The sequence below is a fragment of the Deinococcus radiophilus genome (assembly GCF_020889625.1).
GTDB classification, from domain to species: Bacteria; Deinococcota; Deinococci; order Deinococcales; family Deinococcaceae; genus Deinococcus; species Deinococcus radiophilus.
On record NZ_CP086382.1, the window covers coordinates 15,750 to 37,932 of the forward strand.

At 62.5% G+C, this 22,183-nt stretch carries 19 protein-coding genes, 2 pseudogenes and 1 riboswitch; of the genes and pseudogenes, 13 read left to right on the forward strand and 8 right to left on the reverse strand.

Annotated features, from left to right (window positions below; genetic code table 11):
* Nucleotides 1-37: 37 nt before the first annotated feature.
* The gene (locus tag LMT64_RS12310; RefSeq protein ID WP_126353107.1) at nt 38-916 is read right to left on the reverse strand and encodes an ABC transporter substrate-binding protein; all 879 of its coding nucleotides are present in this window, start codon (nt 914-916) and stop codon (nt 38-40) included.
* Nucleotides 917-1,052: 136 nt separating this feature from the next.
* Nucleotides 1,053-1,183: riboswitch (cobalamin riboswitch) on the reverse strand.
* 530 nt (nt 1,184-1,713) lie between these two features.
* Between LMT64_RS12310 and LMT64_RS12315 the strand changes: the two genes are divergently transcribed.
* Together LMT64_RS12315 and LMT64_RS12320 are read left to right on the forward strand one after the other, a co-directional pair.
* Entirely contained in the window at nt 1,714-3,090 is a 1,377-nt protein-coding gene (locus tag LMT64_RS12315; protein ID WP_126353109.1) for a replication initiator protein A, read from the forward strand.
* A 169-nt stretch (nt 3,091-3,259) separates the two neighbouring features.
* Entirely contained in the window at nt 3,260-4,366 is a 1,107-nt protein-coding gene (locus tag LMT64_RS12320) for a phytase (protein WP_126353111.1), read from the forward strand.
* Nucleotides 4,367-4,468: 102 nt separating this feature from the next.
* Here LMT64_RS12320 and LMT64_RS12325 read toward each other — a convergent pair whose 3' ends face one another.
* Nucleotides 4,469-5,242 carry an IS982 family transposase gene (locus LMT64_RS12325; RefSeq protein ID WP_229253358.1) on the reverse strand — a complete coding sequence of 258 codons (774 nt, stop codon included), beginning with the start codon at nt 5,240-5,242 and terminating at the stop codon, nt 4,469-4,471.
* A gap of 259 nt (nt 5,243-5,501) precedes the next feature.
* Between LMT64_RS12325 and LMT64_RS12340 the strand changes: the two are divergent.
* The 3 genes and pseudogenes from LMT64_RS12340 (at nt 5,502) to LMT64_RS12350 (ending at nt 9,429) form a co-directional block, all read left to right on the forward strand.
* Nucleotides 5,502-6,691, forward strand: a pseudogene (locus tag LMT64_RS12340) (IS3 family transposase).
* 292 nt (nt 6,692-6,983) lie between these two features.
* Entirely contained in the window at nt 6,984-9,218 is a 2,235-nt protein-coding gene (locus tag LMT64_RS12345) for an ATP-binding cassette domain-containing protein (RefSeq protein ID WP_126353606.1), read from the forward strand.
* 58 nt (nt 9,219-9,276) lie between these two features.
* Nucleotides 9,277-9,429 carry a hypothetical protein gene (locus LMT64_RS12350; protein ID WP_170166067.1) on the forward strand — a complete coding sequence of 51 codons (153 nt, stop codon included), beginning with the start codon at nt 9,277-9,279 and terminating at the stop codon, nt 9,427-9,429.
* Nucleotides 9,430-9,442: 13 nt separating this feature from the next.
* Here LMT64_RS12350 and LMT64_RS12355 read toward each other — a convergent pair whose 3' ends face one another.
* A complete protein-coding gene (locus tag LMT64_RS12355) occupies nt 9,443-10,261 on the reverse strand; it encodes a cysteine hydrolase family protein (protein ID WP_126353608.1) in 819 nt (272 codons plus the stop codon).
* Between the two features lie 119 nt (nt 10,262-10,380).
* On the opposite strand from LMT64_RS12355, the pseudogene LMT64_RS12360 reads away from it, so the two are divergent.
* Nucleotides 10,381-10,663 (forward strand): annotated as a pseudogene (locus tag LMT64_RS12360) (cupin domain-containing protein); the annotation flags it as partial.
* 28 nt (nt 10,664-10,691) lie between these two features.
* On the opposite strand, the gene LMT64_RS12365 reads toward LMT64_RS12360, so the two are convergent.
* Both LMT64_RS12365 and LMT64_RS12370 read right to left on the reverse strand, forming a co-directional pair.
* Nucleotides 10,692-11,639, reverse strand: a complete 948-nt coding sequence (locus tag LMT64_RS12365; protein WP_126353614.1) for a DUF808 domain-containing protein — start codon at nt 11,637-11,639, stop codon at nt 10,692-10,694.
* 144 nt (nt 11,640-11,783) lie between these two features.
* On the reverse strand, nt 11,784-12,248 hold the full coding sequence (locus LMT64_RS12370) for a group III truncated hemoglobin (RefSeq protein ID WP_229253553.1): 465 nt from the start codon (nt 12,246-12,248) through the stop codon (nt 11,784-11,786).
* A 152-nt stretch (nt 12,249-12,400) separates the two neighbouring features.
* Here LMT64_RS12370 and LMT64_RS12375 point away from each other — a divergent pair, with 152 nt between their 5' ends.
* Together LMT64_RS12375 and LMT64_RS12380 are read left to right on the forward strand one after the other, a co-directional pair.
* Nucleotides 12,401-12,859 (forward strand): RrF2 family transcriptional regulator, encoded by a 459-nt coding sequence (locus LMT64_RS12375; RefSeq protein ID WP_126353612.1) that lies wholly within the window; start codon nt 12,401-12,403, stop codon nt 12,857-12,859.
* A gap of 26 nt (nt 12,860-12,885) precedes the next feature.
* Entirely contained in the window at nt 12,886-13,731 is an 846-nt protein-coding gene (locus LMT64_RS12380) for a YwiC-like family protein (RefSeq protein WP_229253554.1), read from the forward strand.
* Between the two features lie 8 nt (nt 13,732-13,739).
* On the opposite strand, the gene LMT64_RS12385 is transcribed toward LMT64_RS12380, so the two are convergent.
* Together LMT64_RS12385 and LMT64_RS12390 are read right to left on the reverse strand one after the other, a co-directional pair.
* Nucleotides 13,740-14,561, reverse strand: coding sequence for a ZIP family metal transporter (locus tag LMT64_RS12385; RefSeq protein WP_229253555.1), 822 nt, complete (start codon nt 14,559-14,561; stop codon nt 13,740-13,742).
* A 78-nt stretch (nt 14,562-14,639) separates the two neighbouring features.
* Nucleotides 14,640-16,517, reverse strand: a complete 1,878-nt coding sequence (locus LMT64_RS12390) for a bifunctional 2',3'-cyclic-nucleotide 2'-phosphodiesterase/3'-nucleotidase (RefSeq protein ID WP_229253556.1) — start codon at nt 16,515-16,517, stop codon at nt 14,640-14,642.
* Between the two features lie 473 nt (nt 16,518-16,990).
* On the opposite strand from LMT64_RS12390, the gene LMT64_RS12395 reads away from it, so the two are divergent.
* Nucleotides 16,991-17,473, forward strand: a complete 483-nt coding sequence (locus LMT64_RS12395) for a hypothetical protein (protein ID WP_126352414.1) — start codon at nt 16,991-16,993, stop codon at nt 17,471-17,473.
* Between the two features lie 144 nt (nt 17,474-17,617).
* Here the strand turns inward: LMT64_RS12395 and LMT64_RS12400 are convergent, their stop codons facing one another.
* Nucleotides 17,618-18,580, reverse strand: coding sequence for a siderophore-interacting protein (locus tag LMT64_RS12400; RefSeq protein WP_126352415.1), 963 nt, complete (start codon nt 18,578-18,580; stop codon nt 17,618-17,620).
* Nucleotides 18,581-18,835: 255 nt separating this feature from the next.
* Here LMT64_RS12400 and LMT64_RS12405 point away from each other — a divergent pair, with 255 nt between their 5' ends.
* Genes LMT64_RS12405 through LMT64_RS12420 form a run of 4 tightly spaced genes read left to right on the forward strand, consistent with a single transcriptional unit; the run spans nt 18,836 to nt 22,167 of the window.
* A complete protein-coding gene (locus LMT64_RS12405; RefSeq protein WP_126352416.1) occupies nt 18,836-19,729 on the forward strand; it encodes a heme/hemin ABC transporter substrate-binding protein in 894 nt (297 codons plus the stop codon).
* On the forward strand, nt 19,708-20,790 hold the full coding sequence (locus LMT64_RS12410; protein ID WP_126352417.1) for a FecCD family ABC transporter permease: 1,083 nt from the start codon (nt 19,708-19,710) through the stop codon (nt 20,788-20,790). The genes LMT64_RS12405 and LMT64_RS12410 overlap by 22 nt, the downstream gene beginning before the upstream one ends.
* On the forward strand, nt 20,787-21,563 hold the full coding sequence (locus LMT64_RS12415) for a heme ABC transporter ATP-binding protein (RefSeq protein ID WP_126352418.1): 777 nt from the start codon (nt 20,787-20,789) through the stop codon (nt 21,561-21,563). Before LMT64_RS12410 ends, LMT64_RS12415 begins: the two co-directional genes overlap by 4 nt.
* Before the next feature lie 58 nt (nt 21,564-21,621).
* Nucleotides 21,622-22,167, forward strand: a complete 546-nt coding sequence (locus LMT64_RS12420; RefSeq protein WP_229253557.1) for a hypothetical protein — start codon at nt 21,622-21,624, stop codon at nt 22,165-22,167.
* Nucleotides 22,168-22,183 lie beyond the last annotated feature (16 nt).

The following is a 22,183-nucleotide window of genomic DNA, read 5'->3' on the forward strand; positions in this document are numbered from 1 at the left end:
TGGGTCTGGGGATCTGGGGCCGCTGGCAGATCAGTCATCAGCGCAGGGCCTGCGGGTGAATGATCCGGATCAGCGTCCGCAACGCCTGTGGCAGACGGGGGCCAGGGCGCGAGAGGGCGTCACGTTCCTCGGACGTAAGGACATGTACCCGCCCGGAACGCACGGCCTGCAAGTTGCTCCATCCGGGACGGCGGCGGGCGTCGTTCAGCGCCGGGCCAATCATGACCTGCGGGTTGGCGCGCACAATCAGTTCCGGGTCTAGCTTGGGAAAGTCGCCCAGGGAGGCCGGCACGATGGTCCGTCCCCCGGCCCGGCTGATCAGCGCCCCGATAAACGAGTTCGGCCCCACCGAGTATGGGCTGGGGTCAATCTCGTAATAGGTGCTCACCTTGGGCCGGTTCACCACCGTGCGTTCCAGGTCTTTTAGCTCGCGGCGCATCTTGACCACCAGATTGGTGGCGCCCGCCTCACGGTTGGTCAGGCGGCCCAGCACCACGATCTTCTCGAATACCTCGTTGTAGGTCTGAGCAGTCCCGCCATAAACCGTGAGGCCAGCCGCCTCCAGGCGGGCCGTCAGGCGTGAGGAGGCGGATTCGTCGGCCAGCACCAGATCGGGCTTGAGGGCCACGATTTTTTCGATGTCCGGTTGGTAGCCACTGCCCACCTTGGTGATCCCGGCGGTTTCTTTGGGGTAGTTGGAATACTCGTCAATGCCAACCAGCTTGCCTCCGGCTCCGATAGCAAACAGGGTTTCGGTATGAGAAGGCAACATGGCAATGATGCGCTTGGGCTCCTTTTTCAGCGTGACGCGGCGGCCCAGGTCGTCGGTCACGGTAAGCGGGTAGCTGGTGGCCCCGGCACTGCCCAGCAGGGTCACGGTCAAGGCGGCGGCAAATGGTAGGTGGGCTCTGAGCATGATGGAGGTCCTCGGTGGTGTGCTGAACGGTGAAAGCCAGTAGCGCGGCGCACAAAGAAACCGGCCCTGGTTGGGCCAGCGAGAAGACATCACATCATTCCAGCTCAGGCCCCTTTTGCGCGAAGGGTGCAGACATATCAGTGCTGCTCACTCAGCGAGGCATTCGGACTAATGACCTGGGTCAATTACCGCTGCGCGACAGTGCCGGAATCTCACCGGACTTCCCCTTGGGGCTGAGTATGTGCAGCTTAGCGCGAATTGTCATTGGAATCTGTATGGAAGGCGGGGCTAGCCACTTTGCTCCTGAAGGAAAGGGTTCATTGCACCGCTTCTGGTCCGGAAACCACTACCGACAACTTTGTGTGGTTTTGGGAACCCAGCTCCCTGAACAGGCAGAAAATCTGTCCAGCAGAACGGCAGAAATGGAGTTTTCCACAGCTCTTTGTGTATCACACAAAGTGATCGGTATTTGAGAGCAGCTCAGTACCGACAACTTTGTGTGGTTTCTACAGGGAAATTACCGACAACTTTGTGTGGTTTGAGGATGAACGCGTCCCACACAGCATTCGTCTCATATAAGTCTTGAAGGGGCCAACTACCGACAACTTTGTGTGGTTTGAGGCCAAAACTACCGACAACTTTGTATGGTTGGGGGCCAAATCCCCGACACCTTTGTGTGGTTTGAGTGGAGATATTCCGTTCAGGACGCATTCGCACCTCCGCCTTGATGATGTTTTTTATTAGTTATTCTTTTAAAACAAACAACATCAAGGCAGAGACACATTCAAGGAACAGCAATGACAGGGAACGAATCCATCCAGAAGGAACGGCGCGACGAACGGAACGTCGCCCGACTGGGTATCATCAGCATCCAGTCGCGGATTGACGAGCAAGCCAGCAACTGGCAGGCTGAATTCAGCATTGAAGGCCGTCCTTACCGAGTGGAGTGTGCTGCGCCTTATGGCCGCCCCCATGGGGTGGATACCGACATTATCCTGGCCATCCAGACCCTGTTTTTCCGCTCAGGCTGCCCAACTCATAACTGGCTGCACACCACCGCTTACGAGCTGCGGAGCGTCTCTGGTCTGGCCGACAATGGCCGCACTTATCAGCGGCTTAAGGACAGCCTCAAGCGGCTATGGGGAACCGGCTTTGTGGTTGGTGAGGGCTGGTATGACGGTGCCAAGCAGCGCCAGATGTGGAGTTCTGACACCCTGCGCTACATCGAGCGGATCAAGTTCCATGAAGTGGACGGCGCGCCTGAGGACTTGCCGGGCCTGGAGCCGAATTCCACCCTCAGCATCCGGCTGGGCGAGCAACTGGCCAACAGCTTGCGGGCCCGGCAGGTGCAGGTCCTGGACGGTGAGTTGCTGATTCAGCTGGAGCAGCCCCCGGCCAGGGCGCTGTACCGCCTGCTGGAAGCCCACCGCATCGGCGAGGATGGTGAACGGCGAATGGAGCTGGAGGTCAATCTGCCGGACTGGCGGCATGCCTGCGGCATCCAATCAGACCGTCCTGAAATCATCCGCCGGGCGCTGACCCCGGCCCACGATGAACTCAAGGCCATTCATTACCTCGAAGATGTCGAGATTGAGGGGCGTGGGCAAAAGCAGACTTTCAAGTATCACTTTGCAGTGGACAATGCGCCGGACCCGGCGCTGATAGAGCTGCTGCTGGGCACGGGCTTTACCCGCAGCCGCGCCGCCGAGCTGGCTGGGCAGTATCCGGACCGCATCGAGCAGGCGGTGGCCTTTGTCCGCGAGCGGCAACAGGCTGGCAAGGTCAAAAATCCAGCAGGCCTGGTTATGGATTTTCTGCGGCATCAGGACAAATATCCAGCCACGGATTTGCCCCCAGGTGTCCCGGACGCTGACACACGGGCCATCCGCGCCATTCAGGCCATTCAGATCGCCGAGGCCCAGGCCGAGCAAGAAGCCCGGCGTGAACGCGAAGAACTGGCACGGCTCTCCCCTGCCGATCAGTTCTCACGGCTGAAATCCACCTTTAAACTGATGCTCAAGCCGCTTGGCAAAGACGCTCTGGTGCTTTTTGAGAAGAAATGTTCGGCGGGTGAGCTGGTTCCTGTCGAGGTCCGTGAGCAGGCGTCCACAGCAATGGCTGAGGCCCGTTTTCAGGAGTTCCTGGAGGGGCTTGGGAAGCAGCTGCGGGAGTGACTGAAGGTCTTGTCAGTGTGGTGAATGATAGAGGTACTGCTAAGCAGCTCCTTGTGAGGTCAGCGGAGGCCTGAGCAGGAGAAATGCAAATTATCTTTTGGGTAGCTCACCACCCCTCACCAAGCTGGAGCTGACCGGGGGTTGACCTCCGCAGCGCAGGTTAAGTTCCATGCTGAAATACACCGCTCTTCCGGCGCTCTGCTTGCTTCTGGGCGCCTGCAGGCCGACCCAGGCTCAGCCTGAGGTACCGGTGATCCAGGCGGTCAGTCAGACCCCAAGCGTGGCTGCTCCTGCCGATTCGGACGATCCAGCCATCTGGGTGGATGAGATGGACCCTTCGCGCAGTTTTGTGATTGCCACCCGCAAGGAGGGCGGTCTGACCAGTTTCACCCTGACTGGCGAAACCCTGCAGGACGACAACCCCGGCAAGGTCCGTTACAACAATGTAGATCTGGTGCGTGGATTCAATCTGGGTGGTCAGACGGTGGACTTGGCGGTGGCCAGTGAGCGGCTTTCGGACCGCGTGGCCGCATTCGTGATTGATCCCCAGATCCGTCAGTTCCGCGAGGTCACCAGTCCGGCAAGCTCCATGCTCTTTACGCCTATAGGTGAACAGAGCGATGGCAAGCGAAAAGCCTACGGCCTAGCGGCGTACCGCACTGCGGCAGGCCAGGACCGCGTGTTGGTGACCCGCAATGGCTACCCAACTGTTGGGGAATTTGAGCTGTTTGATGATGGCCAGGGCGTCAGCCTACGGCCAGTGGCTCAGTATGCGTTCCCGGCACAGTCCGAGGGGCTGGAAGTAGAAGACCCGCAGTTCGAAGGCATGGTGGTTGACACGACCAGTGGCTACGCTGTCCTGGGACAGGAGCAGGTGGGGATCTGGCGTCTTAAGCTGGGCACCCTTCAGGCCACCCTGCTGGACCGCGTGGCACCTGCCGGTGAACGTCTGACGGCGGATGTTGAGGGCCTGACCATCGTACGGGGTAAGGGGACATCCGGCTTTCTGCTGGTCAGCAGTCAGGGCAGCAACCGCTACTCTGTGTATGACCGCTTGGGGGAGCGTTATTATGGCTCCTTTCAGATCAGTTTGGGAGACGATCTGGTCACTGACAGTGACGGAGCAGATGTAGTCACCACCAATCTGGGGGGCCGCTTTGCAGAAGGCCTCTTGGTGGTACAAGACGGCGATGCAGGGGGACAGGAGGACGTGACCAACTTCAAGCTGGTTTCCTGGGGTGAGGTGGCCCGCGCCTTGAACTTGCCGCCGTTGTAGGTGTGCGTATCCGGGCCTGACGGCCTACAGGACAAACTCAGAACTTGCACCTGAATACGTAGACAAAAAGCGGTCCCAGAGCTGAACATCTGGAAACGCCGTTTAGAGCCTAGCAAGATTGTGGGCGAGTACGGCTAAGACGACGCGGAGCTTAAGTGAACCCAGGGTTTTGGTTTGGGCAGAGCGGATTTGAGCTTCCACAAGCGCAGAGAAGACTGTTTCAATACGTTTGCGGATTTTGGGATGGCGAGAATCTCGCCATCCCGTGTCATATCTGGTGTTCTTCTTGGGCGGATACACGTAGCCCAGACAGCAATACCCCTTATCGCCAATGATGGTTGGGCCTTCAAACTCTGGCCATCTGAGATTCAGCTCATAGCTGACCGTAACGTCATGGAGGTTGGCAGGTCGGATGACGTACTGAACGATTTGTCCACCTGGTGTGACCCAGGCGTGCAGCTTATATCCGAAGAACTCGCCCTGAGTTCCAAATCCCCATTTCGCGCCTGGGAACTGACAAAGGTGCGTGCGTTTGGGACGGCAAATGGGGAGGGGCATTGAATCAACTACGACTTCAGTGCAGGGCTGAGCTGGGCTTGCAACATGCTCTAGGAGTGGCAACAGTTTGATGCCCCTGGTGTAGGCCTGAGTGTAGGAAGGAAGACCGGGACGGTCTTCCTTGAGGATGTTCCACCAGATGGAAGGAAATGGATGCTTGAAGACGAGACGGGAGAGCAGCAGAGCAACCAGCATGGCATCTGTGACCTTCTGGTGCGGGCAGATTTTCTGGTCGCTGAAATGCTTCTTAGCCCAGAAATAGAGGTGGCGAATGACGTGCCGACGTCCTAGACTATGGTGGAGACGATATTTAGCCATGTCGTCTCTATTTTTATGTGTCTGAGACGCACTTCACCAGGGGGCGGTCAGGCCCTAAACGGCGTTGGAAGTGTGTACAAACAGGTTTCAGGGGAGCGCGCCCGCATTCTCTCACAGCGGATTCTGACTATTCCAGAGACGCCGTACCAACGGCGAAGCCTGGAGGCTTCGCTGCACCTCTTTCACAGTCCAGGTCAGAAGTGGACTTGCTAGGCTTTGGTGGAAGTCAGGTTCAAGAGACTTCACAATGAAGGGCATCATGCCTACCCCCAAGCAAGTGTATTCCGCCCAGTTCAAACAGGAAGCCGTTCAACTCGTTCGCACCAGCGGAAAAAGCTGCGCTGAAATCGCCCGGAACCTCGGTGTACCTGCCCACTATCTGGTTCGCTGGAAAAAGCAGCAAGAACAGCACGAACAGGTAGGTCGTCCAGTCTTCACTGGGCGCGGCAAAGCCGCGCTCAGTGCCCAAGAAGCCGAACTACGTGAACTCCGCAAAGAACTCGAAATTGCCCGTCAGGAGCGGGATATCCTAAAAAAGGCGCTGGGGTACTTCGCCAGGCAGATTTAACCTTCCAATTCATCCATGACCACCAAGGAGAGTTTCCTATTGCCCTGATGTGCCGTGTGTTGGAGGTCAGTGTCAGCGGCTATTACGCCTGGCGGACGAGACCACAGAGTAGACGTAGCCTAGAGGATGAGGTACTGACCGAGAAAATCAAGTATTTTCACGAGCGAAGCCACCGAACCTACGGCACGATTCGCCTGAAAGAAGATTTGGCAGGAGAAGGATTTCAAGTCAGTCGGCACCGTATTGGACGGCTGATGCGCGAAGCGAACCTTGAGGTTCGCTATAAGAAACCGACTCGCAAAACCACGAACTCAAACCACGCTCACCCTGTGGCAGAAAACTTGTTGGACAGGGATTTTACGGCGACCGCGCCCAACCAAAAATGGGTGACAGATATCACCTATATCCCCTGCACAGATGGCTGGCTCTACCTGGCTACCGTGATGGACTTGTTCTCTAGACGGATTGTGGGCTGGGCTATGGAAAGTCACCTTGAGGCCACCTTGGTCATGAGCGCCCTGAATATGGCATTTGAGAGCCGTGGGCCTGTGGGTGGCGTGCTGCATCACTCAGATAGAGGGAGCCAGTATGCCAGTGAGGCTTACCGTCAGGCATTAGAGCGGCTGGGAGCCGTGCAGCGTATGAGTAGGAAAGGGGACTGCTGGGATAACGCTGTACAGGAAAGCTTTTTCAGCACTTTGAAGCTGGAATTGGACTTGAGAAAAGCGCGGGGAACCCGCGCCCAGACGAAAACAGAGGTGTTCGAGTGGATTGAAGTGTTCTACAACCGTATACGTCGTCATTCAGCCCTTGGCTATCAGTCACCAGTGGCCTTCGAAGAAGCCTTTTACGCTCGAACTGAACTTCTATCAAACCCTTGACAGTCCAGGATTCTGGCGCGGCGACATCATCAAGTTTGTGCTGCGACAGACCCAAGGTGTGGACGTCCATGTCATCAACCGGGACTGAGCCAGAGGCCCGCCGCATAAACATTGGGCCAGGGCGCTGCCGACTCCCGAAGGCGACAAGGCAAAACTGTTCAAGGCGCTGAAACAATCTTCTCATGGCCCGCTAACATAAAGCTTGGGTTAAGCTCTGACATGGGGTGTTCTCACATCTTGCACAGAGAGGATAAGGGCCGGCTTCCCCATCCTCTGATTCGAAGGAGAACGTATGACCCCCACCAAGTTCATTGAAATTGTCGGCGCACGCGAGAACAACCTCAAGAACGTCTCGCTGAACATCCCGAAGCAACAGATCACGGTGTTCACGGGCGTGTCCGGTTCCGGAAAGTCGTCGCTGGTGTTCGACACGATTGCCGCCGAGGCGCAGCGGCAGCTCAACGAGACGTTCACCGCCTTCGTGCAGGGGTTCCTGCCGCATTACGGGCAGCCGGACGTGGAGAGCGTGGAGGGACTGAACGCGCCGATCATCATCGACCAGAAGCGGGTGGGCGGCGGGTCGCGCAGCACCGTGGGCACGTACACGGATATTGCCGCCGTGCTGCGGCTGCTGTTCTCGCGGGTGGGCGTGCCGAGCGCCGGGCCGGCGTACACGTACTCGTTCAACACGCCGCAGGGCATGTGCCCTGAGTGCGAGGGCATCGGCAGGACCACGCAACTCGACCTGGACAGGTTTCTGGATCGCAGCAAGTCCCTGAACGGCGGGGCGCTGCTCCACCCGGATTTCAAGGTCGGGGGCTGGGTGTGGAAGACGTACAGCATGTCCGGCCTGTTCGACAACGACAAGCCCGTGCAGGACTTTACCGAGAAGGAAGTGGACGACCTGCTGTACGGCCGGGACATCAAGGTGGCGTTCGGGGAGTTCAACCTGACGTACAAGGGCGTCGTGGTGCGCTTTCAGGACTCGTACCTGAAGAAGGACGCGGCGGCCATGTCGGAACGCAACCGCCGGGTGTTCGAGCAGTTCACCACTTCGCAGACCTGCCCGGTGTGCCAGGGGCAGCGGTTGAACGCGGCGGCCCTCGCGTCGAAGATCGGCGGGCGGAACATCGCGGAATTCAGTGACCTGGAGGCCACCGAACTGCTGAGCGTCTTGCAGGGCTTCAGCGACCCGGTGGCGGTGAAAGTCGCGGCGAAACTCACCGAGCGCGTCTCACACCTGGTGGACATTGGGCTGGGTTACCTGAGCCTGAGCCGCGAGACGGCCACGCTGTCGGGCGGCGAGTCGCAGCGCCTGAAGATGATCCGGCACCTGGGCAACAGCCTGACGGACATGCTGTACATCCTGGACGAGCCGAGCGTGGGTCTGCATGCGCGGGACGTGGCGCGGCTGAACACCCTGCTCCGGAAACTGCGGGACAAGGGCAACACCGTGCTGGTGGTCGAGCATGACCCGGACGTGATCGCCATCGCGGATCACATCGTGGATATCGGCCCGGGAGCAGGAACGCACGGCGGCGAGGTGGTGTTCGAGGGGACGTTCGAGGAACTGAAAAAGGCGAACACGTTGACCGGAACGCACCTGAAACAGCATCTGCCGCTGAAGGACAACCCCAGGAAGCCAACAGGCCAGATGACTGTGAAAGATGCCAACCTACACAACCTGAAAAACGTCACCGTGGACATTCCCACCGGAGTTCTGACGGTGGTGACAGGCGTGGCGGGAAGCGGCAAAAGCACCCTGATCAACGATGTGTTTCTGGCGCAGCACCCGGATGCAGTTGTCATTGACCAGTCGCGCGTGACCGCCAACAGCCGCAGTACCCCCACCACGTACACCGGGATCATGGACGACATCCGCAAGGCGTTCGCGAAGGAAAACGGCGTGAGCGCATCGCTGTTCAGTTTCAATTCCGAGGGCAGTTGCCCGAACTGCAATGGCCTGGGCGTCGTGTACACCGACCTGGCCTTCATGGAGGGCGTCGCCCAGCCGTGCGAGATCTGCGAGGGCAGACGCTTTAGGCCCGAAGTGCTGGAACACCGGCTGCGCGGCAAATCCATCAGTGACGTGCTGGACATGACCGCCGAGGAAGCCCTGACGTTTTTCACCGAGAAGAAGGTGAAAGCTGTCTTGCAGGCCATGAACGACGTGGGCCTGGGGTACCTGAAGCTGGGCCAGCCGCTGTCCACCGTCTCGGGCGGCGAGGGTCAGCGCCTGAAACTGGCGACCGAACTGCACAAGAAAGGCAGCGTGTACGTCATGGACGAACCCACCACCGGGCTGCACCTCTCGGACATCGGCTTGCTGATGGGCCTGATTGACCGCCTGGTGGACGCCGGAAATACCGTGATTCTGATCGAGCACCACCTGGACGTGATCCGTCAGGCCGACTGTATTATTGACCTGGGGCCGGAAGGCGGGAGCGCGGGCGGCGAGGTGCTGTACGGAGGACCCCCGGCTGGACTGACAGCGTGCGAGCGGAGTCTGACGGGGAACTACATCTAACACCCCTCGTGCCCTGAACCCACCCGGCTCAGGGCACTTTTCCTCAAGAGAATCTTCGTTGAAACTGGACCTGCCCAAGCGGGCCTGCCCTGTGCTGGGCGCGGGTGCTGCTAGCGGAGAGGCCCAGATCTGGACCTTTGTGCTGGCGCTGATGGGCATGGTGTTTCCTGATCCTGGGCCAGCGGGCCACCCAGCGCGAGCGCCAAACTAGGGCAGAGCTGGCTTTACTGGCTGTCAGGGCAGTAGGGCTGGGCACTGGCCAACTGCTGGGTGGTCATGGTGAAGCCCCAGCAGTTGCGGGCATTGAACACCACCGCTTGCTGACAGAATTCAGGGCTGGACGTGGCCGCTGCGTCTTCTAGCAGCACCACGTTGTAATCGCAGAAATAGGTCTCTTCCATGGTGCTGGTCACGCACTGGTCGATGTTGACCCCGGCAAACAGCAGCGTTTCGATGCCCTGGGTCCGCAGCACCTGATCCAGATGCGTACCGAAAAAGCCGTTCATGCGGACTTTTTCGATGTGAATGTCATCTTCCTGCATCAGGGGCTGCAGTTCGTCGGTCATCTGGGCGCCCCAGCTGCCTTCGGTCAGGACGGGGCCATGCTCCAGTTCCTCACCGATACCGACCTGATCTGGGCGGTGCTTAAAGGAATACAGCGTAGGCGCACCAAGGTTCCGCAGATCGGCGCGGTTGTGCCAGTACACCCAGATCACCCACAGGCCCCGCTCGCGGGCGATGCTCAGTGCCCGCTGCACTCCGGGAATGGCCTCACGGCATTTTTGATAGTCCAGACCCGAAGCGTCGGTCCAGCCGCCGGGCGAGAGAAAGTCGTTTTGCATGTCGATGATCACCAGCGCCTGATGAGACGGGTCGTCGACAAACGGCATCAACTCGGCATCAAAGCGCAGCAAGCGCGACGGGTCCACATGCGGCAAGAAATTGACGTGATCATCGTGCAGGGTCCAGCGGTCAGCACTGGACGCCAGCTGCACCCCTCCATCATCGGTCTGGCGGTAGATTCGGCGGTCGGGTCGGGTCATACCTTTCAGCCTGCACTTGACGTGAATGGCACTGGAACGCAGCCAGCTTAAGGGGGCTAAACCCTGCCCTCAGAAGGTGGTCCCCCCCTCCTCTACCCTGAATGCCACAGGGACATCAAAGCAGCATGACCTTTGAACCCGGGGCACGCCCCGCCTGAGCACACCCATCCGCTGGGACAGACCTTGATTATGAGATCAGGCGTTGGCCGCGTGCAGCGGGAGGGCCGGCCGGTAGAGGACATCCGGCCCGGAGACATGGTCTGATTTCCCCCTGGCCGGCGACACTGGCACGGCGCCGGCCCAGCTACGGCGATGATCCATATCGCCATTCAAAAAGCCCAGGATGGGCGGGCTGTGGAGTGGCTGGAACACGTCACCGAGGGGCAGTCTCAGGGCAGCTGATTCGACCGGGGCAAGCGGCGCCCCTTCGTCACGTCCTTGCGGCAGAACGGTGCCGGTGAAGCAGGTGAATTAAGATGGCCACGGCCAAACCGACCAGCAGGCCGACCAGGGCAGACACCACCGTTTCAGTGAGCCAGCCGGCGACCCCTGAAGCAAAGGGCGCGGCTTGGGTGGTCGCCTCTGTCAGTCGCTGCAGCCAGTGTTCAGGCGCTGTGATGCCGAAGCTTTCCAGCCGGGTCACCAAGATATGCCCACCCACCCAGAGCATCGCAGCCGTGCCGACGATGGAGAGCGTAGACATGACAGCGGGCATGCCCCGGACCAGCCCCCGGCCAAGTGCCCGCGTGACCCCCAAGCGGCGCCGGGACAGCCGCAAGCCGATGTCGTCCAGCTTGACGATCAAGGCGACCACACCGTACACCAGCGCCGTGATCAGCAACGCCACCACGATGAGGGAAAGGGCGCGGTTCAGCAGCGGCTGTGAGGCCACCTCGGCCAGCGCGATCACCATGATTTCCGCCGACAGGATAAAGTCGGTCCGCACCGCACTGCTCACCATCTGGTCTTCCTGTGCCTGCGCCGACAGCGGCTCGGCGTCCTCCGGCGCGTCGTCCGCCTGACCATGCAACGCGGCGAAGACCTTCTCGGCCCCTTCGTATGACAGGTACAGGCCGCCCAGCAGCAGCAGCGGCGAGAGGGCCGCCGGCAGGAACTGGCTGAGCAGCAGCACTGCCGGAAGAATAAAGGCGAGCTTGTTGCGCAGTGATCCCTTGGCAATCTTCCAGATGACTGGCAGCTCGCGGTCAGGGGTAAACCCGGTGACGTAGCGCGGGGCTACAGCGGTGTCGTCAATCACGACCCCCACAGCTTTGGCGCTGGCCCGTGACGCCGCCACGCCAACATCGTCAATTGACGCCGCCGCCGCCTTGGCGATGGCGGCCACGTCGTCCAGCAAGGCGATCAGGCCGCCGCTCATTGCGTGGGCCTGTGACGGCGGTCCGGAACACAAGCTGAGATCATAAGCTTTTCCTTGATTGAGCGGAGGAAGGGCATGTCTGCCTAGAGGCGGAACAGGGCCGAATCATACCCTACCGCACTGGAGCAAAGATAAACTGCGCCGTCAATTCTCCTGCGCAGCTTCCTTGCCTGCCCAGGTGCGCGGCCCAGCTGGCGCCTCGCCCCTCACGGCAAAGCGTTCCAACGTGGGCCGCATTCGGCGGGCAGTGTCCAGCAGCGCGTCCGCTTCGGGCGGCGGCAGATGGTCGCGGAGGGTGGCTTCCCAGAGGGCCAGCCAACGGTCAAAATGTTCCGGGCGGATGCCCAGACCCAGATGCGCCTGTCCGGGCTGACCGCGATAGGCTCCCGGTCCGCGCGTCACAGAGCGCCAGAAGCCCTCAATGCGGGCCAGGTGCAGCGGCCAGCCGGCACCAGGAAATGGCCCGATCCGTCCCTCGAAGACCGGACCGATATTCGGGCCCTGGCAAACGCGCCCGTAAAAATCCCACAGCAGCGCCTGCAAGGTCGGCGCACCGATGCGGTCAAACAGGGTGGACTGACCACCTTCAAGTGGGATGGGCTGGGTCATGGCTGAACTCCTGGGACAAGTGACTATGAGCCGCTGAGTAAATCGGATAAGATTATCCTGTTTGTATCAGTGTAGGTGCTCTGCCCCTGCAGGTCAACGGCGTGCTGGCCCCCTCGCTGCGTTCTCTTCGCCCTCCCCCGTCAGGAGTCCAGATGTTTTCTCAGACCGCCGAGTACGCCCTGCGCGCCGTCACTGCCCTGGCCGAAGCCGCTGCGGACATGGCGGCGAGTAAGCGCTCCAGCCTGAGCGCAGCCGAACTGGCCGCCCGCACTCAGGTGCCGGCCCAGTATCTGTCCAAGGTCATGCAGCAACTGACCCGCGCTGAGGTGGTGACGGCGCAGCGCGGCAAGTACGGGGGCTACTGCCTGAGCCGCAGTCCCCAGGACATCCGCCTTCTGGATGTGGTGAACGCCGTGGACCCGGTGAGCCGGATCCTCAAGTGTCCACTGGACCGCCCGGAACACGCCCACGCCCTCTGTCCGCTGCACCGCGAGATGGACGCCGCCCTGGCCGAACAGGAACGCCGATTGGCTGGACTCACTCTGGCGTGCTTGCTGCCAGACCGTCCTCAGGCACGCCTGAGCCTTCCGAAAAGTATCCGGCCTGCTTGAAAGAAAGCAAGAAAGAAAGGAATTATATGTTTCCCCCTGCCTCTGCTGCGCCTGCCGCCCAAGCTGTTCAGACTCGCCCCCGGCGCAAAGTCGGCGCGGAGTGGGTGCCGGCGGCCCACGGTGCCTGGGCCATGCTGCTGCTCCCGTACCTGGTGGGAATCATGCTGCGGCTGGCAGAAGGCCCACTCCCGGCCTACATCTGGCCGCTGCTGCCCACCTGGCTGCTGGGCTATTTCGCCTACAACGCACTGACCCTGTGGCTCAAAAGTGGCGGCAAGCCGCGGTATCTCCGCCCACTCGCGGTCTATACCGGGGCCGCCGCAGTTTTCGGTGGGCTGACGCTGTGGCTGCGCCCTGAGTTGCTGAACTGGGCCCTGGTCTTCACACCGCTGTTGGGTGTGGGGCTATGGCGGGCGTCGCAACGAGACGACGCTTCATTGCTGGCCCGTGGCTCGGCGGTGGCTGCAGCCTGCCTGGTCAGCGCGGTGGTGGCCGCCGGGTCACTGGAGCAGACCCTGACGCTGGGCCTGACGCATCCGGTCATCCTGGCCACGCTGGCCCTGTGGGGCTACTTTGGCGGCACGCTGCTGTATGTCAAGACCATGATCCGCGAACGCGGCAGTGCCCGTTATCAGGCGTGGTCGCTGGGCTTTCACCTGCTGGTGCTGGCGGCGGCCAGCTGGACCGCCACGCAGGGCACGCTGGGCTGGAACCTGCCCGTTTTCTTCGGTTTGGCGGCCTTCCGCGCGGCGCTGATGCCGCAACTGGAGCGCCTGCGCGGCAAACGCACCACCCCCCGGCAAGTCGGGCTGCTCGAATTCGCGCTGAGCGTGCTGCTGCTGTGGGTGCTGCCGGGTGCCACAGCCGGCTGACTTGCCCTTTACCCCAGCGCCACATCCAGGATCATCATCATCACAAATCCACCGAGGGCCGCTTGGGTGGCCAGGTCGGTGTACCCAGAGCGCTGAGATTCAGGAATCAGTTCCTCAATCACCACGAAGATCATCGCGCCCGCCGCGAAAGCCAGGGCGTAAGGCAGGATCGGCAGGGCGCTGCCCACGAACAATGCTCCGAAATAGCCACCGACCGGTTCGACCAGCGCAGAGGCCTGACCGAACATGAACGCCCGCCAGCGCGAGAGGCCCGCCGCGTACAGCGGCAAGGCGACCGCCAGGCCTTCAGGAACGTTCTGGAAGCCGATCCCGAGGCTCAGCGCCAGCGCACTGCCCAGTGAGCTGCCCTCCACGTCCAGGGCCGCGCCCCCGTAACTCACGCCGATGGCCATGCCTTCGGGCAGGTTATGAATGGTCATGGCTGCGAGCAGCAGCGCACCCTGCGACCAGGGCACCTTGACTCCCTCAGCCTGCTCGCGGGAAAAGCCAGGGTGCAGGTGCGGCAACACCTTGTCCAGCAGCCCCACGAAAGCTGCACCCAGCAGTAAACCGCCTGCCGCCGGAACCCAGGGAAGCATGCCCAGGCCCTCGGCCATTTCGATGGCGGGGCTGAGCAGCGACCAGAAACTGGCCGCCAGCATCACTCCGGCGGCCAGGCCCTGCGCGACGGTCAGCAATCTGGGGCTGATGTTGCGTGCGAACAGTACGAAGGAAGCCCCCAGCGCTGTCAGGGACCAGGTAAAGATGGTGGCGGCCAACGCTTGATGAGGTGGGGTCAGGGTCTGCAAAAAAATCGTGATGCTGTCCACGGCCCTATTGTGACACACCCGGTCAGGACGCAAGCGGCCCGGCTGCACGGGGCAGGCCGGGCCACACACCAGTCGGGATTATTCCAGGGTCAGAACATACTCGGCAAAGCCACCTTCGGCGTCACCAACCCGCTTCGCCTGGGCCGGGGCTGTCGGCGCGCCTGCTGGCGAGGTGAACACCTGCAGACGGGCTCCAGGCACGGGCACCAGTGACCAGTTACCGTCTGCGGTGGGATTCACCGTTCCCTGCGCCTCAAAGTAGCTGATCAGCGCCTGACGGGTTTCGTCGGGGGAACGCAGAATCACGTTCTCGCCGGTCAGTCCAGGGAAGCCACCGCCGCCGCCAGCGCGGTAATTGTTGGTCGCCACCACAAAGCGCTGATCCGGGCGTACCGGCTGCCCCTGGTAGGCCAGGTCCACAATGCGGTGGGCGTCTGGGTTGGCCACCTTGCCGTCTGGACCATAACGGCTGGGCTGGCTCACATCAATGCGGTAGGTCACGCCGTCGATCACGTCGAAGTTGAAAGTGGGAAAGCTCGTATCCACCAGCGCCTGTGGCCCGCTTTTGCCAGGGGTGATCTGGTTGAACTGCCCGGCGCTGCGTTCCAGCCATTCGCGCAGTTCGTTACCGCTGACCACCACGGCCTGCACGGTGTTGGGGTACACATACAGGTCCGCCACGCTGCGGATTGCCAGCTCGCCGGCGGGAATGTCGGTGTAGTAGCTCACGCCCATGCGGCCCCCGGCCTTGAAAGGAGCGGCGGCGCCCAGCACCGGCAGGTCAGCATATTCGGTGTCGGCCAGCGCGGCTTTGACGTAAGCGATCTGGGCGTTGTTGACCAGTTGCACGCTGGGATCGTCCTGCACCAGTGCCCAGTAGGAAGAAACCGGGGCACTCAGGTCGGCCACCTTGGAGCGTACATAGGTCAGGGCGCCCTGGTGGGCCGGAGAGATGCTGGCGGCCACCTGCGGATCGGGCTGCACCAAGGCCACCTTGCCCGCCTTGTCCCAGACGCGGCGGAGTGATCCCTGCGCGCTGCTGACGCGCCAGTCCTGGGCGGCGGCGTCATAGGTCAGGTTCAGGTCCACCACGCCCAGATGTGAGCCCCACGACCCTGGCATCACGACTGGAATGCCGTTGATGGTGCCCCGTTCCAGGTTCACGCCAGGAATGTCCGCATAGGCCTGGCTGGGAAACTCGGCGTGCGAGTGACCGCTGATCACCGCGTCAATGCCCGGCACCTGGGTCAGGGCGGCGGCGGCGGCCTCACCGCCTGCCCCGGCCCCACCGATGCCGGTATGCGCCAGCGCCACGATCAGGTCGGCGCCCTCCGCCTGCATCTGGGGAACCACCTGACGGGCCGCTTCTACCATGTCCATCACCTCGACTTTGCCTTCCAGGTGCGCCTTGTCCCACTGCAGGATCTGCGGCGGGGTAAAGGCAGTGATACCGACCCGCACCACCCGCACTTTGCCTTCGCTGTCACGCAGCCACATGGGCCGGATCACATAGGGCTGAAAACGGGCCTGGCCGTCCAGCGAGCGCACGTTGGCATTCAGCAGGGGAAAAGGTGAGGTACTGCGCACCTGATCCAGAAAGTCCAGCCCGTAATTGAACTCGTGGTTGCCCAGGGCCATGGCGCTGTAGCCCAGGCCACCCATGGTGGCCAGCATCGGGTGGACCTCGCCGGGCACCAGGGGCTTGATGCGGGCCACATAGTCACCCAGTGGGTTGCCCTGGAGGGTATCGCCGTTGTCCACCAGCAGCACGCCCGGCACTTCGGCACGGGCTTCACGCATCAGCGTGGCCACATTTTCCAGGCCGTACTCGCCAGTGACCTTGTCCTGGTAGTAGTCGTATCCCAGGGCCGCCATGTGCAGGTCGGTGGTTCCCAAAATCCGCAACTGAGCCGTCTGGGCCTGAGCCGCCGCCAGTAGAGAAAGCAAGGCCGTCATGGAAAGCAGGCGTAAAGATATCGGTCGCATGAGGGACACCTTAAGCCAGTGCTGTCAGCGCAGTGTGTGGAACACGGCTGGGCAACTGAACCCCAGTTCATAGTTGAGCGGCTGAAGCTCAGGTTTTCTGATTCAAAGTCCCGACATTCTGTCTGGCGACAGAAAAGAGACGGCTTTCTGTTACACTCGTTTTCAGGTAGAGAGCTTCCCCCACCAAGGAATCCCCCTTCTCTCCTTACCTGTCGGCAAGTGTCCTGAGTTCTTCCGGTCCTTGCCCCACTTTGGCGTTTCTATCGGCTGCGTGGCAGTGAGGGCCGGGCCACTGATCCAAGCCCACTGACCAACCGGCTGCACGCTTACGGAGGTAGATCTCATCTGCCGGGCCACCCGCCTGTGCTCCGAGGAAACCTATCTCACACCTTTGTCTTACCTTCCCCAGGTGTCAGCACCCTGCCACCACCGAGGTTTCCTGCATGTATGAAGCCATCAGCTTGGCCAAAGTCCACCGTCTGCCCACAGGCACCCGCATCCTGACCGTCGGTGAATGGGAGGGTCAGGGGCCGCAGGCCACCCTCCGCACTGTCACTGGCGAATTGGCGCTGCAGCTGCCCGGCGGCACCCTGCCCCGTTCCCAGGGCCGCGGCGAATTCAGTGGAGTACTGCGGGTAGGCCCCTCTGGACACTGGTTGGAAGTCGAACACTTGAAGGTTCTTGGTCAGCCTGGGCAAGTATACCGTGACCGCGCCAGCACCCCGCAGCCCGCCACCGGACCGTTCACCGGAATGCTGAGGGTTTTTCGGTACGGCCAGACGCTCTGGGGGCAGTGCGCCGCGCAGCGCGTCTACCTGTTGAACTGGCCCAGCGGACAAGGCGGGCTGTTCTATATCGAGGGGCAGCTCCGCCCGGGTTCTCCGCTGCATCTGCAGGTGCATGAGGCCGAACCGCTCTGCGCTTAGGGGTTGCCACCCGGACTGAAGCCACCCGCTGCAGTTCTCAACTGTCCAGCAGGACGGGGCCGAGTCCATGTGACTTAACCCCATCCTGCTCAACTGCCCTGTTCCGGGAATCAGCGTTGACCCCGGCAGCACATCCCCAGCGGCTCAGTGGGTTTCGTCCACACGCCAGTAACCGCTGATCCGGACCTCGGTGGCCGGGAACAGCGCTGTCAGCTGACGCCGCATGGCCTTGGCCGCCTGCACCTCCAGCGCTCCCCAGACCGCGGCCGGAGGCTGAGTCAGCATGCCCAGCCGGGCCGCAACGGCTTCGCCACTGGTTTCGGTCCGCTGCAGCCAGGTGATCCGGGCCTGGGAGGGGCAGGCCACATCGTCCAAGTAGGCCTGATCGGCAGGATCGGCCACTTCCAGCAGCACTTCCAGGGGCTGGTTCGCAGGCCAGGTTTCCAGCAAGGCAGCGATGGTAGGCAGGGCCGTTTCATCGCCAATCAGCAGGGCAGCGGCCTGGGCAAAGTCCGGCAGTGGCTCATGTCGCCCGCCGCGCACCGTGATCTGATCGCCGGCGCTGAGTGCCTGCGCCCAGCGGCTGCCCAGGCTGCCACCATGACAGTACACGTCCACCGTCGCCTGCGTGTCCGACACCGACCGCAGGGTGTAGGGCCGTCCATGCTCATGGCCCGGAATATCGAAGCGGCAAGCGTCTCCGGGACGCCAGTCGTCGCGCGAATCGCCGCAGAGGTCCATGACCAGCCGCCGCATGTTGGGGCTCACGTCCTGGGCGCTCTGCAGCCGCCAGTGGGCCACCCGCCCCTCGGGTTTCAGACCCAGTCGGCACATCGCTTCAGCCACGGTGGCCTGCAGCGCTTCATGGGGCGGAGCCTGCACGGCAAAAGGCACAAAGACCTGGGTGGTGCCTGCGTCCGTCACCACATCCAGCGCGGCACCATCGGCATAGAGGTTGGTGATCTGCGCGTGACCCGGCGCCGCAATCTCGCTAAAGGCCCGCACCGCGTAGAGCAGCTCGGTGATGTGCCCTTCGTTGACATGCTCGATGATGTCGGTGATGTCCTCACCGGTCAGTGGCGTCCTGGTGGCTGTATCTGTGGTCATGCCGCTCCTCCTTGGGGACTTCCCCGCTGCGGTGGCCGACAAGAAGGCGCCTCTGCTCCCGCTGCCCACCACCGCTTTGGATTAAAATTTGACAAATCCGAGTAAGTTTGTCAACTTAGCAGATGCAAATCTAACACTCTGCTTGGAGGGCCGAAATCAGGCCGCTTCGGACGTGTTTTGATGCACCGATTCGCTGAGCAAGGCCGCCGCACCCGTCCCACCCCCACTCCCTGCCTGTCCTTCTGGAGGATTCCCATGAAAAAAACCCTGTCTCTGCTGCTGACCCTGAGTGCTGCCCTGACCCTGAACGCCGCCGAAGCCGCTTCAGTCCGTGGCGCTGACGGTGTGACCGTCAACATCAACAACCCCAAACGCGTGGTGGCCCTGAACGGCACCACCGTGGAAATCATCTACAAACTGGGCAAGCAAAATACCCTGGTGGGCCGTGATGTCACCGGCACCTTTCCTGCTGCCGCCGAGCGTCTACCCAGCGTGGGCCACTGGGCGCAGGTGGGCGCCGAAGGCGTGATCAGCCTCAAGCCTGACCTGGTGATCGCCACCGAGGACAGCTTCATCCACGACAACGCCGTGCTGAAGACCCAGTTGCGCGCCGCGGGCGTGCCGCTGCTGGTCTTGCCCGAAGCCGGCAAGGGGGGCACGGGCGGTTTCCGTACCCGCGTGAACATGATTGCCCAGGCCTACGGCGCTCAGAACCAGGCCAACGTCCTGATGCGGAACTTCGTGGGTGGACTGGCCACCGCCCGCGCCGCCAAGCCGACCACCGCGCCCCGCGTGATGTTCCTGTATGCCCACGGCGCGAACGACGCCAGCATCTATGGGCGTGACAACGGTGCCGACAACCTGATCTCACTGGCCGGGGGACGCAACGTGGCCAACTTTGCCGGTACCCAGAAGCTGACCGCCGAAGGCGTGGTCCGCCTGAACCCGGACGCCATCATCATGCTGAACCGGGGCTGGGACGCCATCGGCGGTCAGGCCGGCCTGCTCAAGATGCCCGGTGTGGCCCAGACCAAGGCCGGCAAAAACCGCCGCTTTTACCGCGTAGACGACTCGGTCCGCTGGATCGGCCCACGCCTGCCGGAATTCGCGACCAAGCTGGCCCGTGAATGGAAGGCCGACTTCCGTTGACCGCTTCTGTGCCGCTGTCTCCGCAGGCGGCGCGCTCACGCCGGGGGGCGCGGGCCGCGCTGCTGCTTTCTGCGCTTCCCTTCGCCCTACTGGCCGCCATGATTCTGGGGGCCGGGATCGGCGCAGTACAGATCGCCCCAGCCCAGGTGGTCAGCATTGCGCTGGCTCCACTGGGCGTGCAGTGGGCGGCCTTTGAGGAGCAGCAGGCTGCTGTCTTCCAGGCCATCCGGCTGCCCCGCGTGCTGCTGGGGGCGCTGGTCGGTGCTGGCCTGGGCGTGGCGGGCGCAGCCATGCAGGGTCTCTTTCGCAACCCGCTGGCCGACCCTGGCCTGCTGGGCATCTCCAGCGGGGCGGCGCTGGCCGTGGCCGTGACCATCGTGATGGGCCTCAATCTGTTCGGGGTCTATTCGCTGCCGGTTGCCGCGTTTATCGGCAGCCTGATCACCACGGTCATCATCTACGCGCTGGCGCAGCGGCGGGGCCGACTGGACGTGTCCACCATGCTGCTGGCGGGCATTGCCGTCAACTCTTTGGCCGGGGCGGGCACGGGCCTGATGACCTTCCTGGCCACCGACGATCAGCTGCGCACCATCACCTTCTGGTCGCTGGGATCGCTGGGCGGGGCCACCTGGGAATCGCTCGCCACCGCCGCGCCCCTGCTGCTGCTGGGCACCTTGGCGCTGCCGGTCCTGGGGCGGGCACTGGACGCCCTCTCACTGGGAGAAGCCGGCGCTGAGCACCTGGGCGTCAACGTTCAGGCCATCAAGTGGGCCACCGTCAGCCTGGTGGCGCTGTGTGTCGGCGCCGGCGTGGCTGTAGCTGGAAGCATCGGCTTTGTGGGCCTGGTGGTTCCGCACCTGCTGCGTCTGATCGGTGGGCCATCCCACCGCTACCTGCTGCCCGCTTCGGCGCTGCTGGGGGCCACGCTGCTGGTGCTGGCCGACCTGGTTTCCCGCACCGTGGCGGCCCCGGCAGAACTGCCGATCGGGATTGTCACGGCCATGCTGGGCGCGCCGTTCTTCCTGTACCTGCTGCGGCGTGGCCGGGGAGCGCTGCTGTGAGTACGCCACTGCTTGAAGTTGCCGACCTCAGCTACAGCGTAGCTGGCCGCGAACTGCTGCGGCGCGTGCGCCTGGACTTGTCGGGCGGCGAAGTGCTGGTGGTGGTGGGGCGCAACGGCGCGGGTAAATCCACCCTGCTGAAGCACCTCAGCGGTGAGTTGCAGGCCCATGACGTCAGTCTGTTCGGGAAGGATCTGAACAGTCACCGCCGCGCCGACCTGGCCCGCCGCCGAGCAGTCCTGGCCCAGCACACGCCGATGTCGTTCGGCTATGAGGTGCTGGAAGTGGTCGGTCTGGGACGCCTGCCTCACCGGGGCAGCGCCGCCGAGCAAGACGCTGCGGCGCGGGAATGTCTGGGGCGGGTCGGCCTGGCCGGCTTTGAGCACCGCGACATCCTGACCCTGTCGGGCGGCGAACAGCAACGGGTGCATCTGGCCCGCGTGCTGGCGCAGCTGCACGGCGTCACAGAGGCGCGGGTGCTGCTGCTGGATGAGCCCACCAGTTCGCTGGATCTGGCCCATCAGCATCAGACCCTGCGCCTGGCCCGCGAGCTGGCCGACGAAGGCACCGGCGTGCTGGCGATTTTGCACGACTTGAACCTGGCCGCGCAGTACGCCGACCGGATGCTGGTGCTCTCGGACGGCGAAGTCCTGGCCTATGGACCTCCGGCGGAGGTGCTGCAACCAGGACTGATTGCCCAGGCCTTTGGGCATGACGTGCAGGTCATCCAACATCCCTGCTTGGGCTGTCCACTGGTGGTCAGCGCCGGCTGAATTCCGGCTTCACACGGGTTGCATTTGATCCAATAGCCCATTTCTCTAAGGGGGGGAAATGACACTAGCAGAGCACTTTACTGGGGTGGCCCTGGGGTCGCCCTGGAGGAGCCTGGCCTGGCTGCAACGCCAGCTGCCCGCCCAGGTCCAGTTGACTGCCGTACAGGCCACGCCTGGTCTGGCCCGGCGCGCCGCTGAACGGGGGGCGGCCCGGATAGCTGCGGCTCAGGCCACCCGTCATCGGCCGCCTAATGAACCCTCGGCCCTCAGCTGCAGTCATTCAGCGGGCTGGGGGTTGGCGCTGGCCGGGCCTGCCCGCTGGCGCCTCGGCGCTGATCTGGAATACCTGCCCACCCTGAACGCCCGGGTACTGCACCTCAGCCTGGCCGAGAGTGCCTATAAGGCCGGCATGGGCCAGCGGCGTTTTCAGCCCGAAGACTACCACTGGCAGGCCGGCTGCCGACCTGGTGAAGCCAGGGTCTGGAACGTTCAGGGGGACAGCATCCCGGCCCACTGGGTCTGGGAGGATCACTTTTTGCTCACCGCCTGTGTTCAGGCCCCAGAGCATTTGACAGAATTACGGCCCCCCAGGAAAAGCGCCTGAGGTGCCTCCATTCTGC